Raw genomic sequence first — 14,394 nt, forward strand, 5'->3', positions numbered from 1 at the left:
GTCACTCCCCCTCCCTCAGCACCTGCACCGGATCGGCCTGTCGCGCCGACAGCAGCGCCACGACGACGACCGGGACGGCGGCCACGGCCGTCACCAGGGCGGCCACCCGCAGCGGCGGCAGCACCACGAGCAGATCGGGCACGGGTCGGCCGGCTTCGCCGGTCAGGACGATGAGCGGCAGCACTGCTCGGGTCAGGGCGAGACCGAGGCCGGTGCCCACGGCCAGCGCCAGCACGACCAGGACGCTCTGCTCACCGGCGACGGCACGGGCCAGCCTGCGGCGAGGGGCTCCCAGGGCGCGCAGGATCGCGAACTCGGCGTTCCGTTCCCGCAGCGCCCCGGCGGCGCTCACCGCGAACCCGAGCGCGGCCAGGACCGCCGCGGCGGCGGCCGCCGCGGTGAACGCGGCTTCCGGGCCCGCCCCGAACGGATCGTCGCGCAGTTCGGCGGCGATCTCGTCGCGCACGACGATCTGTTCGGGATCGAGGTCGGGCCGGGCGCGCAGAGCGGTGGCGACGTCCGCGCCGGCCGAGGGCGAGTCCGGCCGCAGCCACCACTCGGTGGGAGCCAGGGCGAGCCCGTAGCGCGCCTGGAGTACCCGGTTCACGGCAGGCAGATCGACGAGCACGGCACCGCCGTCGCCGCCCTGGGTCGTCGGGAGCTCCCGTACGGCGCGCACGATCCGCACGGGCACGTTCTGCCCGTCCAAGGCGATGTCCATCGTCTGTCCGGGGCGGGCGCCGGTGGAGGCGAGGAAGCGGTCGGTGGCGAGGGCGTCCACGGCGGTGGTCCGGGGCTGTGCCACCTGCATGCGCAGCGTCAGCGACGGGCTCAGCCAGGGCTGGTCGGACGGGACGTACCCCGTGCCGTACACCGCGGTCGGGTGCGCGGCGGGGCGGACGCGCGGGCGGGCCGGCTCGGTCGCGGCGTCGGCCGAGCTCTGTGCGTCGGTGCCGGAGGCCACCGTCCAGGACTCCGCCGGCAGGGGCACGCTCTGTGCCGTGCCGGCGGCGGTCGTCGCGGTCAGGGCGTCGAGGGTCAGGGTGTGCTCTTGCGCGCGGGAGGACGGCACGGGCAGCACGAGCTGCACTCCGGTGAGCGTCAACGGTCCGTGGCCGCTGGGTAGTCGGACCGACAGCGTGTGCGGGCGCGCGTCGGCGGGGAGGCTGCCGGACGGCAACGAGTAGGGCACGCCGTGGTCGTCCTCCAGCGTCTGGGTCACGGTCGCCGCGCTCTGCGTGTCCCTCGCCGAACTGCGCAGGGTCGCCGTCAGCGTCAGCCGGGACGCCCCGGCGGGGACACGTGCGCCCGCCGACTCACCCGTCGGCCCGAGCCCCGCCAAGAGCCCCTTCATCGGGGCGGGCGCGAGGTCCGGCCGCATCAGGACGGTGTCGGCCGCGTGCGCGGTGTCCAGCGCCAGAACCGTCGCCGTGCGGTCGCCGGACAGCGGCAGCGTCGTCCGCACGGCGGGGGCGGCCTCGCGCACATGAGGGACGGCCGCGTACTCCTGGGTGAGGCCGAGCTCGCCGCCGCCGGTGCCCAGGATGCGGATCGGCGCGCCCGCCGCGAAGTCGGCCTGGTCGTCTTGCGAGCGCCCCCAGGAGGAGCCCTGACCGATCGCCAGTACGCCGAGCGCGACGGCCAGGACGAGCAGCAGTACCGGGCCGGCGCCATGCCCTGGGCGGCGGCTGAGCTGCCAGCCGGCCAGGGCCGTGGCCAGGCCCCGACCGCCCGTCGCCCGGCGTTCGGCGAGGCGGGCGGCGGGCGGCAGCAGACGCAGGGTCAGGACGGCGCCGGCCAGCAGCGCGAGGGCGGGCGCGGCGACCAGCAGTGGATCGACGCCCAGGGCGCCGGTCGTGTCCGCGCTCACCGCGCCCGACGTACGGCGGTCCAGTTGCCAGTAGGCGACGCCGGCCACCGCGACGAGACCCAGATCCGCCCCGGCCCGCAGCGACGCGGGCAGGGCGCGGGCGCGCAGCGTGCGGAACCCGGTCGACGCGACCGCCGGCAGGGTCACCGCGAGCGCGCATCCGAGGGCCACGCCGGCCGCCGTCAGCCACACCGCGAGCCGTCCGCCGGCCGGCGCCTCGAGCTCCAGCCCGATCCGGGCCAGCGCCCCGTGCCCGGCGAGCAGCCGGGTCAGCGGGCCCGCCAGCAGCGGGGCGATCAGCAGCGCGGGCCCGGCCAGCAGCAGCGCCTCGAGGGCGGCGAGGCGGGCGAGGGCGGCGCGGGAGGCGCCGCGGGCGCGCAGCAGCCGGGTCTCGCCGGTGCGTTGGGCGGCGAGCAGCCGGGCCACGAGCATCAGCGCGCAGGCCGCGAGCAGGGCGAGCTGGAGGGCGACGATCAGGAGGGTGGAGCGGGAGACGAGCAGGGAGCGCTCGACCCGATCGAGTACCTCGGGGAGCGCGGTGCTCGCAGTCGTCCCGCCTTCGCCGTCGTCCCCGGTGCGCAGCTTGAGCAGGGCGGCGGGGCCGGTGCGCGCGGAGGCGCGCAGGGCGTCGATGCGGTCGGCGGTGAGGTGGGTGAAGTCTGCGGAGGCGAGCCACGCTGACGGTCCCTCGCTCACCCGGCCGCCGGTGACTACGGAGGGAGCCGTCAGCAAGGGGCCGTAGGTCGTGAAGTCGGAGGTCCGCCGTACGCCCCGACCGCCCAGTTCGTCCGTCAGCCAGTAGGGGTCGGCCGGTTCGATGGGCCGGTAGACGCCGGTGACGACGATCCGCACGGACGGACCGCCGAGCCGGTCGGTGACGGTGAGGCGGGCGCCCGGCGTCGACTTCAGCCGCCGTGCGGCGGTCTCGGGCAGCGCCACCTCGACGTCGGGTGTGCCCGCGTACGGGGCACGCCCCTGGCTGAACCGCACCTGCGAGGAGTCGAGCGCCGCGAAGTGCGTGAGGTCGGGCTTGTCACCGGGCCCGGTGGCCGCCGTCCCGGTGGTGGCGGCCAGGGTGGTCGCGGGCAGGGCGTACGGGCCGGATCGCACCAGCGTCCGCACGGTCACCGGCAACCCGTCGAAGGTCCGGCGCGCCCCGTCGCGCACGGCCGTGTCGGCGACCCGGCGGTCGGCGCCCGCCACCTCGGCCTTGACGACCAGCGCGGCGTCGGCGGCGTTGCGGGGCTCGGCCAGCGAGTGGCGCAGCGCCGCGTCGCCGATCGCGGTCGAGTAGGCGGTCAGGGCCGCCAGCACGGACGTGGTCAGCAGGACGGTGACGAGCGCGGCGGTGATCAGCGCCCGATGCGCTCGCGCCCTCGCCAGCACCAGCGCGGCCCGCCCCGAACGCACCGCGAAACGCCCCCCGTAAGCCGCCACCCGGCTCCCCCAAGCCTCCGTTGACACCGTTGACCACACCCTCAGGTGATGTTGTCAGACCGGCAGTGGTGAAGTAGGCGCTGGTGAAGCGGGCTTGATCGGATTGTGACCGGAAATCGGCACCCTCTGACCGGAATCCGGGCCTCGGATACAACTCTGCGGACTCCGCGGTCGTTTGCAGGCCGGGTCGGGGTGCCGTTGGCGAGCGGCGAACCAGGTGACAAGCAACCCGGCAAGCGCGAGGCGATATGCGCTCCGAGTGTCAGACGGCCTTGGGGGGCGGCCTGCGCCGAGGCGTTCCCAGAGGCCGACCAGGTGCGCGTGCAGGACCTCCTCTGCTTCCTCTGCGGTCAAGTGGCCTACGAGTACATGGGTGGTGAGGCCGTCGGCGAGGGCGAGCAGAGTGCAGGCTTCGCGCCGCGGGTCGGGCGGCGTGGCGCCTTCGTCGGCCGGGCCGCTCTCGGCAGCCTGCGTGATGAGCCGGACGAGGCGGGTCTGGAGGGCCCACCAGCGGCGCGGAGGAGGCAGCATCCGTGGCGCGCCGCTCGCGAACGGGGCGATGTTCGGGAAGCTGTCGCCGGCGTGGGCATCCCGGGCAGCGCCGAGCCGTGCGCACATACGCCCGGATCCGCTCATTCGGGTCACAGCGCCGTCACGCCCTGCACGCGCTCCCCGGCCGGTCCTACGCTGACCAGGATCACCGTCTGCACAACCAGGGGGCAATCATGGTCAGCCGGACCACCATCGGCGCAGCGATCGGCGTGCTCGTCATCGTCGGCACCATGTCGGCCTGCGGTCCCGACGACGCGGGCAGCAGCAAGAACACGACACCCACCGCCGGCGCGGCGAAGACCGCGGGCGGCAAGGACGACAAGGCGGAGACGAAGACCGTCCCCGGTTTCATCGGCATGGGCCTGCAGTCCGCTCAGGACAGCGCCCAGTCGGCCGGTTTCCACAGCCTCTCCTCCCATGACTCCCTCGGCCGCGACCGCATGCAGGCGTTCGACCGCAACTGGAAGGTCTGCAGCCAGAACATCGCCGCCGGAAAAGTGGTGCCCGTGGACACCGAGCTCGACTTCGGCGCGGTGAAGCTCGACGAGACCTGCCCCGCCAAGGACCGGACCACGCCTGCCGAGGCCGGCGGCACGATGCCCGACTTCGCGGGCAAGAGCGTGAAGGCCGCCCGTGTCGCCCTCGACTCAGGTACGTCGATCTCCGTGAAGGACGCCGCCGAGGACCGGTTCGTGCTCGTCGAGTCGAACTGGCAGGTGTGCACGCAAAAGCCTGCCGCCGGAGCGAAACTGAACGGGCAGCCCGTCGAGTTCACCGCGGTCAAGTTCGGCGAGAGCTGCCCCTGAGCGCGCCGCACGGAGCCGGAGCCAGGGGCGCCGCCGCCCACCGGGCGTCGGGCGGCCGCGCGGTCCTCGACCCGGACTGCGCGTCCGCGGGGACCCCGTCGCCGCTCAGGCGCCCACCGCACGCAGTGTCTGTGCGGGCCGCCCGGCCGCTCCCCGTGTCAGCCACTCCTGGTACGCCGGAGCCTGACAGGCCGCCTCCCAGTAGGCCTCCTCCAACTCCGCCGATTCGGCGTCGAGTTCGGCCATCGTGCGAGCCGCGAGCAACAGACGTACTCCTATCGGGTCGCCGTGGAGGGGCCGGATGACCAGGTCGGAGCGAGGCGGGAGCGCGGTCGGCTGACTGACCGTGACGACCTCACCGATGGCGGCCAGGAGGTAGGCGGTGAGGTAGTCACCGTGCAGCAGGTCGGGCTTGATCCCGGCGGCGCGCAGTACCCGGCACACCCCGTCCCACTCGCCGTCGACGGTGGCGTCCACCATCCAGCGGTCGTGGGCGAGGTCCGCGAGACGTACCTCGCGGTGGGCCGCCGCGGGATGGTCGGCGGCCATGGTGACGAACTGGGGTTCGCGCTCCACCAGGATGCGCAGACACAGCCCGTTCGGGACGCGCAGCGGGCTGCCCTCGACCTCGTGCACGAACGCCAGGTCCAGCGTGCCCTCGGCCACCTGCCGAAGCAGGGCGTTCGCGGACACGTCCATCTGCAGGCTGGGCTCGACAGCGGGCAGGCGGGCACGCAGTCGGCTGAGCCACCCCGGGATCGCCCGGCTGGCCGTGGCGCCGATGCGCAGCCGCGGACCGCCCGCCGTGTGGGCGGCCGCGGCCCGGGTCTCGGTCACGATCGCGGCGAACTCGGCGACCAGTGGCCGGGCCCGGCTGACCACGATCTGCCCCAACGGCGTGGGACGGCTGCCCGTGGCGCCCCGGATGAAGAGCCGGCCGCCCAGCAGCTGCTCGATGCGGCGCAGCTGGGTGCTCAACGAAGGCTGGGCCATGCCCAGTTCACGGGCGGCCTTGTGCAGACTGCCGGCGTCGGCGATGGCGCACAGCACGCGTAAGTGCCTCACCTCGAGCTCCATGCGCGGAGCGTAAGGGCTGGGCCTGATGAGACGCCAGACAGGCAACAGCGACATGACGACAGGAGTCGCTCCGATAGCCGTGTGCTATCCCCGGTTGACATCATCCCCGCGGCCGTCCGGCGGCCCCACACTCGGCTCTACCGATCGTTCACCACCCCACACGAACGAGTAGGAGCCCCCCACATGACGTCCACCCGTACGTCGTCCACGTTCGCGAAGGCCTTCAGGAGACTGCCGGCGCTCGGTCTGGGCGTGACGCTCGCGGCGCTCGGCTGCGCGGTCCCGGCGAGCGCCCAGACCACCGGCTCCGCCGCCCCGGTCGCCGGTTACACCGGTTCGGCGCAGGAGTCGGCGAACAACAAGGCGTTCTTCGAAGCGGTCCTCGACTCGGTCGCCCAGAAGCAGGCCGCCAACCCCGGCCTGCAGTCGGTGACCGTCTACTACAACGCCTCGCAGGCGCCGAACTTCCGCTCCCAGATATCGAGCGCGGCCTCGATATGGAACAGCTCCGTGAGCAACGTCAAGCTGCAGTCCACCTCGGGCGCCGGCGACTTCTCGTACTACGAGGGCAACGACTCCCGGGGCTCGTACGCCTCCACCAACGGGCACGGCAGGGGCTACATCTTCCTCGACTACGCCCAGAACCGGCAGTACGACTCGATCCGCGTCGCCGCGCACGAGACCGGTCACGTGCTGGGACTGCCGGACCACTACACCGGCCCGTGCAGTGAACTGATGTCGGGCGGCGGACCCGGCACGTCGTGCACGAACCGCTACCCCAACACGACCGAGCGGTCGCGCGTCAACCAGTTGTGGGCCAACGGTCTCGCCAAGGCCCTCGACAAGCTGAACAAGGTGCGCTGACCGCCCGAGGACTCCTCGCCCGTCACGCAGGCGGGCCGTGCCGCCGACGGCACGGCCCGCTTCGCCGTCGCCGCGCCACCGGCACTTGCGGCGGTGGCATCCGGCGCAGGGGTTGTGCAGCGCGATGACCGGCACCGGCCACCTCGCCGGCGCCGGTCACGCGTTCATACGGCGCCCGCGTGTCAGAGGGCGCCCTTCTTCGCGCCGGAGAACGCGGCGAACGCGCCGATGGCGAGGAAGAGGAAGGTCATCGCGTCGGCCGTCTCGCTCCAGCCCTCGGTCAGCACGTCGAAGTGCTCGGTGAACAGCGAGGTCGCGGAGACGCCGAGTTCGTCGCCGCCGATCACCGCGATGCCGATGAGCTGGCCGAGGTAGACCGCGCCCAGCGACAGCAGGGCGCTGACCACGGGCAGCACCGGGTTGGCGCCGCCGATCTTGCCCGCCGCGAAGCCGATGAGGAAACCCACGCCGACGGCCGCGTAGCCGATCTCGTACTCCGTCGCGCCGACGATCGCACCGTAGATGCCGGCCGAGACCAGAGCCACGACGACGGCGACGACGAGGCCCAGGGCGACGTTGTTGCGGGCAGGCACGGCCGGGACCGGGGGCGGCAGAGTGCCACCGGCCTGCTGGGCGAAGGGATTGCCGTCGGTGGGCTGGGGAGCGCCGGGGGCGCCCACGGGGGGCTGCTGGGCGAACGGGTTGCCGTCGGACGGCGGCGGCGCTGACTGGGTCATGACAGGATCCCCCCACGGGACTGATGCGACAAGTGGCGTGATGTGTGCGCACGAATGTGCGACGAGACGCCGAAGAGTAGCAGCCAGGGCGACGCTCTTCGCAGGGATTACCCGGGGAGGATTCCGAGGCCGACGGTCGCATCGCCCTGACCGCCGCGAGCCGTCCCACCTCAACCGGCCGGCACCGAGACCGGTGTTGTGGGGTCACAGGCTGTGGGCCGTGGGGTGGAGTGGTTCGTACAGCGGGAGTTCGGCGCCGCTGGGAAGCCGGATCGCGGCCAGTTTGCCCCAGCGCTGCTCACTGACCGGCCGGGTGATCTCGACCCCCTGCGCGCGCAACCCGCTGAGCTGGGCGTCAAGGTCATCGCACATCAGGAAGAACTCGTGCCGGGGCGGGCCGTCGGTCGGGTGAACGGCCGCCTCGGCCGGAGGCAGCTTGAAGACGAGCCAGCCGCCGCCGGCGTCGACGCCGGGAAAGCCGAGGACGTCACGGATGAAGGCACGGTCCGCCTCCGCGTCCTGGCTGTAGAGGATGACATGCGCACCACTGATCATGGCCGGCTCCTGCCCTTGGACGTGCTGGCGGTCGTGTTCCTCCGACATCCTCGCTGCCCCGGGGGCGAGATGCCTTCGTCGGCACGGGGCGACACGAGGTTCGTCCCCGGTCGGGCAGTCCACATGCCGCGGCACGACTCTGGAACCATCCCGGCCTCGTCGACGTGCAGGTATGGGGAGTGCCCGGGATGCCGTCCCGGATCGGGACATGACTGCACGGGCCGACGGATGGATGCGGGTACGGACCACATGGATGCAATCCACGACGACGTAGTGGAGTTCGCGCTGCTGCTGACACGTCTGAAGGAGCGCACGGACCGCAGCTACGCGGCGCTGGGCCGCCGTCTGGGCATGAACGCCTCCACGCTGCACCGCTACTGCGCCGGGGAGGCCGTTCCCCTGGACTTCAGCGGGATCGAGCGCTTCGCCGCACTCTGCGGAGCCTCCCCCGAGGAACGCGTGGAGTTGCACCGCAGGTGGATCCTGGCGGTCGCGGCACGGCGACGATCACGCCCTTCCGACGGCCGACGGGCGCCGACGCGCCACGACACCGCGAGCCCTGTGCCTTCCTCCGCACCCGTCGACCACGGCGACCGGACCGACGAGGCGCCCGAGCAGACCATGTCCGCCGGGCCTCGACGGCGGCCCGTGCGATCGATGGTGCTGGCGGCCTCGCTCGCCCTCGCGTTCGCCGGCCTCACCACATCCGCTGCCGGTCCCCCCTTTGACGACGGTGGGTCGTCAACCTCCGCCCGCGCCGCACCGAAGCCCTCTGCGCCGGCCGCGCCCAGCGGCGGCAGCCCGCAGAACGACCACGCGGGCAAGGCAGCGCCGCCGGCCCCGCTCACCTGGACGGCCGACTCCCAGCTCTGGCAGCTCGATTGCGACCATGACTACGTCATCGCCAAGCCTCCGGAGCAGGTCCCGCCGCCGCCGACGCCGGCAGACGCCTCGGTGTGGGCCACGTCCCAGAAGGCGGTGCACGGGCAGACCACCAATCTGCGGATCTCCGTGCAGGGGCGCGGCTCCGCCGCCGTGGTGCTGGAGGCACTGCATGTGCGCGTGGTCGACCGCGTCACCCCCGCCGACCGCTCGGGGTCCGCCTACTCCATGTACGAAGGCTGCGGCGCCGTCCTCGTCCCCCGCTACTTCGCCGTGGACCTCGACGCACGCCGGCCCCTGGCACGGTCCAGGCCCGGCAACGACCCGGACCGACCGGCCCCCGCGATCGGATTCCCCTACCAGGTGTCCCTGCGGGATCCGGAGGTCCTGCTGCTTGCCGCACGTACCGAGTCCTGCACCTGCGACTGGTACCTCGACCTCGACTGGTCCTCGCAGGGCCGGTCCGGCACAGTGCGCATCGACGACCACGGCCGTCCGTTCCGCACCACCAGCATCAAAGGACTACCGCACTACTGGTACCGCGATCCCCGCGGCTGGGTCCCCATGACCTGACCATCTGTCAGGCAGGGTCCGGACCCGTGGCTGACGGAACAACAGGCCGTGCCTCTCGCTGTTCCGCCCGGGGCCCGGCGGCAGGCGCGGTCCCACACGCCTGCCGGCCGATCCCCCGGATCCGGCGGATCTAGCAGGTCGCGCTGCTGGAGATCTTTATCCCGTTGACGACCGCGGAGTTGGCGAACACGGTCGAACTGTTCGGCGGAAGGCAGATCGAGCCTCCGCCCTGGAGCCGCAGGTACACCACGTCGTCGTTCCGGGTGTTCAGGACCCCGTAGTGCGGCCGGGGCGTGACCGCCTGAAAGGAGGTGGTGACGTCCTTGTACTTCGACATCGGCTTGCCCGCGAGCAAGGCGTCGTTGTCCACGTAGAAGCAGACGTAGGGGTACGGGCAGCCCTGGGTGGGGGACTCCGCGTGGGCCGCGGACGCGCCGGTCAGGGACATGGCCGCGACAGCCACGCCCACCCCCGCAGAGCCGACGGCCTTCCGGATGGCAGACTTCATCAATCCTCCAAGAACTCGAGTCATCATTCGAAAGTGTCCCGCCTGTGTGCGGCGGGCGTTCAGTACGGGTGGGCGTTCTGGTCGGCCGCTGGGCAACGGTCCCGGTCGAGCTCCGTCACTTCGACATGATGAAGTCCAGGGCGAAACCGGAAGCGGTCGTCCAGTAGGTGACGAGCTGACCGTCGTCCGCGTACAGCGTCGGGGCAGGCATGGGGACGTCGATCGGCCGGCCCGCGCTGCTGCCGGGCCTGCGGCCCTGGAGGCCGAGGGTGATGCTCTTCGCCTCGTACTCGTCCCTGGCGCCACCGCTGACGAGCAGGGCGGCGTAGGCCTCTTCACCCGGAGCCAGAGTGACGGGCACCCCCGGGTTCGCGTCGCTCTCCTTGATCACGGGCACCGTGGTCCGGGCATCGGCGCCCAGCCGCACCAGCGGGTGGCGGTAGAGATTGCACTTCTTGTCGCCGGCGTTCTGGACGATCAGGAGGAGGTGCCTGGCCTCCTTGCTGTCCGCGGGCTCCTTGACCGCGGACACCCCGAGAACGTCCTGGGAGCAGGCGGCGACGGTGCCCTTCCCGGCGGCGGCGCTCTTCGCGGCGGGGGCGCTCTTCGCGGCGGCGGCGTCCGAGCGGTGCGCCACCGCGTCTTCGGTCTTGCCGCCGACCGTCCGCGGCCCGGCGACGGAGGCCTGCGCCGACACGCCCCACCCGAGAGCCAGGACGAGACCCGCGGCCACGGCCACACGGCGGCCACCGAAAGACTTCACGTTCATTTGCATGCTCCATTTCCGATCGGTACGAGGTCGTCGCACCTGCCCGCGGCCCGGCACACCGCCTGCGTCCCGGCCCCCCGTAGGGACGGATGTCTCTCTTGCCGGGTGGGTCGGGTGTCGTGGTGCTGTCGGGCCGTCCACCGCTTCAGCCGGTGCGACACACACAGCCTCGGACGCCTTCCGGGCCTGGGACAACAGCCACCGCCACCCTGCAACGGTGGGACGATCCCACCCCCGACGACCTGCACGAACAAGGCAGCCTGGGATGCCCGTCCGGGATGCGGGACCCCTCCGGAGGTGGGGCGTTCAGCGCGTGGGAGCCGGTTCCGGCACCTGCTCCGGCTGCTCCGCCTCGTGCGTCTCCTGCGTCTCGTGCGCCTCGGGCCCGCCGAACCATGCCACGGCGACCGCGCCCGCCACCGCCAGGACGAAGCCGAGCACCGCCATCCAGGCGAGACCGGCCCGCGAGGCGTCGCCGAGCCACAGCACGCCGATGGCCCCCGGCAACACGGTCTCGCCGACGACCAGGGCCGCGGTGGCGCCGTTGACCGAACCGATCTGCAAGGCGACGGTGTGCAGGTACATCCCCCCTACGCCCGCCGTCACGATCGCGTACAGGGCGGGATCCGTGAGCAGCGCGGTCAAGTCGAAGGGGGCGACGCCGCCCAGGATCCGCACGCCCACGCCGAGCGCGCCGAAACTGAGGCCGGACAGCAGGCCGGCCAGGATCGCCGCGCGGGGACCGACGAGGCGTACCGCGACCGTGCCGCCCACCGTCAGAGCGAGCGAGACCGCGAGAAGCCACCAGTGCGTGGCGATCGGGATGCCGTGTCCACTGCCCTCCTCCCCCGCCGCCGTCGCGAGCAGGACGAGCGCCGCGCAGACCACGCCGATGGACGTCCATTCGGCGCGAGTCAGCCGGACGCCGAGGAGCCGCACGCTCAGCACCGCGGTGATGATGAGGTTGGCGCTGATCACGGTTTGCGAGAGGAACAGCGGCAGCAGCCGAGCCGCCAGTGCGCCGAGCCCGAAGCCCACGAGGTCCAGGACGGTACCGACGACGAACTCCCAGGTCATCGCGGCCTTCGCGGTCGAGGAGAGGCTCGGCCCCCCGTACTGGGTGCGGGCCGAGGTGGCCGCGTCGCTCCGCGCGGACCTGCGGGACCCGACGGCTTGCAGGACCGAGCCCGTGCCGTAACAGACGGACGCCGCAACGGCTGTCACCAAGCCGATCAACACGATTCGCTCCGTTCCTGATGGGCACCGACTCAGCGCCATCTCGGTTGACCAGACGGCATCCGGGCACGGAGCGTTGCCTCACCGTCGACTTCGCCCCCCACCCGCTGGCCCCCCACCCGCTCCCGGGCCGGGACGGCGGGCGCGGCGGGCGTCACCCCAGATAGGCGGGGGCGACCGCGGAGTTCATCAGACGACGGGCTCTGCCGGTGCCGTCGGCGGGGACGGTCCACAGGTCCGAGCCGTAGTCGCCGGGCAGGGCGTAGACGAGGGTGGCCCCGTCGGCCCACAGGGCCTGGTCGTCGATGTTGCGGCCCTCGGCGGTCGCGGTCTCCCGCATGGTCCGCAGGTTCAGGACGTACAGGCGCCAAGGAGCGTCGGGGGAGGCGCCTTCGACGCGCTTCTTGTAGGCGATCCGGGTGCCGTCGGGTGAGAGCGACGGACATTCGACGTTGCGGTGCAAGGTGGTGAGCGTGCGTGCGGTGACGTCGCCCCGGACGAGGTAGGTACGGCCGCCGGTCGCCAGCGTCGCGTAGAAGCGCTGGTCGTCGGCGAAGGTGACGCCCCAGATGTTGACGTCCGCCGCGTGGAAGGACCGGCCGTCCCGGATGACGTCGAACGTCTCCAGGTTGTCGTCGATCGCCCATGTGCGGGTGTCGACGATGGCGGTGCGGGTGGAGAAGTCGGTCCCGGCGTACGAGTCTCCGCTGACGAACACCGTCCAGGCGACCAGATGGCCGGAGGGCGAGACCCGGGCCCGGGTCGGGATGCCGGCCGCCGGGAAGCGGTGCCGTTCGCGCAGGTGGGCGTCGAGCACCACCGCGCGGTAGGTGTCCTCCAGTGGGCCGTGCACGGCCTGGAGGCAGATACCGGTGCCGGCCGCCGCGTGGAAGCGCAGACACTTCACGCCCGACACGGTTCGCGGGCCCTGCGGATCGTCGGCGGGCACGGTGGCGATCTCGTCGCGGTGCGGCCCCCACGCCAGGTTGCGTACCAGCAGTCGGCGTTCGGCCGTCGGCCGCAGCGAGACGGGTCCGGCGCGCACGGTCGGACCGTCCGCCTGCTGCTCGTCCCGCATGCCCGACCGGTGGGCGGCGTGGAGCACTGCCCCCGTGCCGACCGCGCCGAGCAGGGCGACGGCGACCAGCAGGATCACCAGGCGGGTTGTCCGGGTCATGCGCGCACCTCATCAGTGGCGAAGGGCGCCTCGTCGGCGGTACGGAGGAGAAACGCGGCGACGACGGCGCTGACGGCCAGTGCGGCGGCGGTGACGGCGAGCGCGGTCCGGCCGCCCCACAGGCTCCACGCGGCGCCGAAGGCGAGCGAGCAGACGAACCGGGCCAGCGCCTGCCCGGTGGCCACCAGCGCCTGTCCGGCGCCCTGTTGCCGGGCCGGCGCCACCCCCGCGGTGGCGGCGGCGAGCACGCCGTCGGTGGCCGCGTAGAACGTGCCGTGCAGGACGAGGACGGCCACCACGGCCGGAACGCCGTGCCACGGGGAGAGCACCAGTCCGTAGGCGAGCAGGAGGACGCCGTGGCCGGCCAGGAAGAGCCGGCGGCGGGTGACGCGGTCGGCGAGCGCGCCGAGCGGCACGGCGAGCAGCAGGAAGAAGGCGGCGGTGCCCAGTGGCAGCAGCGGGAACAGGTGGGCGGGAAGGTTCCCTTCGCGCTGGAGCAGCAGATAGAGGAAGGCGTCGCTGACGGTCGTCAGGCCGAGCAGGGCCGCGCACACCGTGAGCCGGCGCAGTTGCGGGCGGCGCAGCAGCCCGATGGCGTCCCGCAGCGTCGGCGGCCGGGTCGGCTCGGGCCGCCGCAGGGCATCGCCAGGTACCGGGTCACGGTGCTCCGGCTGCCGTACGGCGTCGGCGGGGGCAGAGATCCGGCGGGGCACGAAAAGCACCAGCACCAGGACGCCGAACGCGGCGATGCAGCCGCTGACCGCGAAGACCGCGTCGTATCCGTCGACGGTGGCCCGCAGCACGGCGAAGGCGACGAGCGGGCCGAGGAGCGCGCCGGTGGTGTCCATGGCCCGGTGCACGCCGAACGCCCGCCCCCGGCGCCCGGGCTCGGTGGCCAGCGAGATCATCGCGTCCCGGGGGGCGGTACGCAGGCCTTTGCCGGTGCGGTCGACCGCGAGGACGGCGCTGATCACGGGCAGGGTGTGCGCGAGCAGCAGCAGCGGCTTGCACAGCGCCGAGAGGCCGTAGCCGAGGCCCGCCACTACCTTGTGCCGGCGGCCGCCGCGGTCGGCGAGGTGGCCGCCGGCCAGCCGGACCAGGGCCCCGACGCCGTTGTTGATGCCGTCGAGGAGACCGAACCCGAGCGGCGACAGGCCGAGGCCCGCGACCACGTAGAGGGGCAGCACCGCGGTGACCATCTCCGAGGAGATGTCGGTGATGAGGCTGACCGCGCCCAGGGCCAGCACGGTGGCGGGCACGGCGGCCGGCCGCCGCCCCGGACGGGTGTCCGGGACGACGACGGCCTTGGTGCTGCCGGAATCCGTACTGCGGGAGTCCGCGAGGTACACGG

Annotated in this window: 12 protein-coding genes and 1 pseudogene; 3 read left to right on the forward strand and 10 right to left on the reverse strand. The window is 72.9% G+C overall.

Features of this window, described 5'->3' with window-relative positions; translation table 11 throughout:
- Position 1: 1 nt before the first annotated feature.
- Both OHS82_RS03690 and OHS82_RS43415 read right to left on the reverse strand, forming a co-directional pair.
- Positions 2–3,307 (reverse strand): ABC transporter permease, encoded by a 3,306-nt coding sequence (locus tag OHS82_RS03690; RefSeq protein WP_328433257.1) that lies wholly within the window; start codon positions 3,305–3,307, stop codon positions 2–4.
- A 297-nt stretch (positions 3,308–3,604) separates the two neighbouring features.
- Positions 3,605–3,811 (reverse strand): annotated as a pseudogene (locus OHS82_RS43415) (TetR family transcriptional regulator C-terminal domain-containing protein); the annotation flags it as partial.
- Positions 3,812–4,032: 221 nt separating this feature from the next.
- On the opposite strand from OHS82_RS43415, the gene OHS82_RS03700 reads away from it, so the two are divergent.
- Positions 4,033–4,665 (forward strand): hypothetical protein, encoded by a 633-nt coding sequence (locus OHS82_RS03700; protein WP_079041471.1) that lies wholly within the window; start codon positions 4,033–4,035, stop codon positions 4,663–4,665.
- A gap of 105 nt (positions 4,666–4,770) precedes the next feature.
- Here the strand turns inward: OHS82_RS03700 and OHS82_RS03705 are convergent, their stop codons facing one another.
- A complete protein-coding gene (locus OHS82_RS03705; protein WP_057581946.1) occupies positions 4,771–5,742 on the reverse strand; it encodes a LysR family transcriptional regulator in 972 nt (323 codons plus the stop codon).
- Positions 5,743–5,925: 183 nt separating this feature from the next.
- Between OHS82_RS03705 and snpA the strand changes: the two genes are divergently transcribed.
- Positions 5,926–6,606, forward strand: coding sequence for a snapalysin (snpA, locus tag OHS82_RS03710; protein WP_057581949.1), 681 nt, complete (start codon positions 5,926–5,928; stop codon positions 6,604–6,606).
- A gap of 182 nt (positions 6,607–6,788) precedes the next feature.
- Here the strand turns inward: snpA and OHS82_RS03715 are convergent, their stop codons facing one another.
- Both OHS82_RS03715 and OHS82_RS03720 read right to left on the reverse strand, forming a co-directional pair.
- Positions 6,789–7,343: a hypothetical protein gene (locus OHS82_RS03715; RefSeq protein WP_057581951.1), complete on the reverse strand. Its 555-nt coding sequence runs from the start codon at positions 7,341–7,343 to the stop codon at positions 6,789–6,791.
- A gap of 204 nt (positions 7,344–7,547) precedes the next feature.
- Positions 7,548–7,898: a VOC family protein gene (locus OHS82_RS03720; protein WP_057582055.1), complete on the reverse strand. Its 351-nt coding sequence runs from the start codon at positions 7,896–7,898 to the stop codon at positions 7,548–7,550.
- Positions 7,899–8,147: 249 nt separating this feature from the next.
- Here OHS82_RS03720 and OHS82_RS03725 point away from each other — a divergent pair, with 249 nt between their 5' ends.
- Entirely contained in the window at positions 8,148–9,353 is a 1,206-nt protein-coding gene (locus OHS82_RS03725) for a helix-turn-helix domain-containing protein (RefSeq protein ID WP_328433259.1), read from the forward strand.
- Between the two features lie 130 nt (positions 9,354–9,483).
- Here the strand turns inward: OHS82_RS03725 and OHS82_RS03730 are convergent, their stop codons facing one another.
- From OHS82_RS03730 to OHS82_RS03750, 5 genes are all read right to left on the reverse strand, one after another.
- Positions 9,484–9,861 carry a hypothetical protein gene (locus tag OHS82_RS03730; RefSeq protein WP_057581955.1) on the reverse strand — a complete coding sequence of 126 codons (378 nt, stop codon included), beginning with the start codon at positions 9,859–9,861 and terminating at the stop codon, positions 9,484–9,486.
- Positions 9,862–9,976: 115 nt separating this feature from the next.
- Complete coding sequence (locus OHS82_RS03735; protein WP_057581957.1) at positions 9,977–10,630, reverse strand: DUF4232 domain-containing protein; 654 nt, start codon at positions 10,628–10,630, stop codon at positions 9,977–9,979.
- A 306-nt stretch (positions 10,631–10,936) separates the two neighbouring features.
- Positions 10,937–11,869 (reverse strand): hypothetical protein, encoded by a 933-nt coding sequence (locus OHS82_RS03740; protein WP_328433260.1) that lies wholly within the window; start codon positions 11,867–11,869, stop codon positions 10,937–10,939.
- Positions 11,870–12,020: 151 nt separating this feature from the next.
- On the reverse strand, positions 12,021–13,043 hold the full coding sequence (locus OHS82_RS03745; protein WP_057581959.1) for a TolB family protein: 1,023 nt from the start codon (positions 13,041–13,043) through the stop codon (positions 12,021–12,023).
- A complete protein-coding gene (locus OHS82_RS03750; RefSeq protein ID WP_328433261.1) occupies positions 13,040–14,392 on the reverse strand; it encodes an MFS transporter in 1,353 nt (450 codons plus the stop codon). The genes OHS82_RS03745 and OHS82_RS03750 overlap by 4 nt, the downstream gene beginning before the upstream one ends.
- Positions 14,393–14,394 lie beyond the last annotated feature (2 nt).

Source organism: Streptomyces sp. NBC_00425 (assembly GCF_036030735.1).
Lineage (GTDB): Bacteria > Actinomycetota > Actinomycetes > Streptomycetales > Streptomycetaceae > Streptomyces.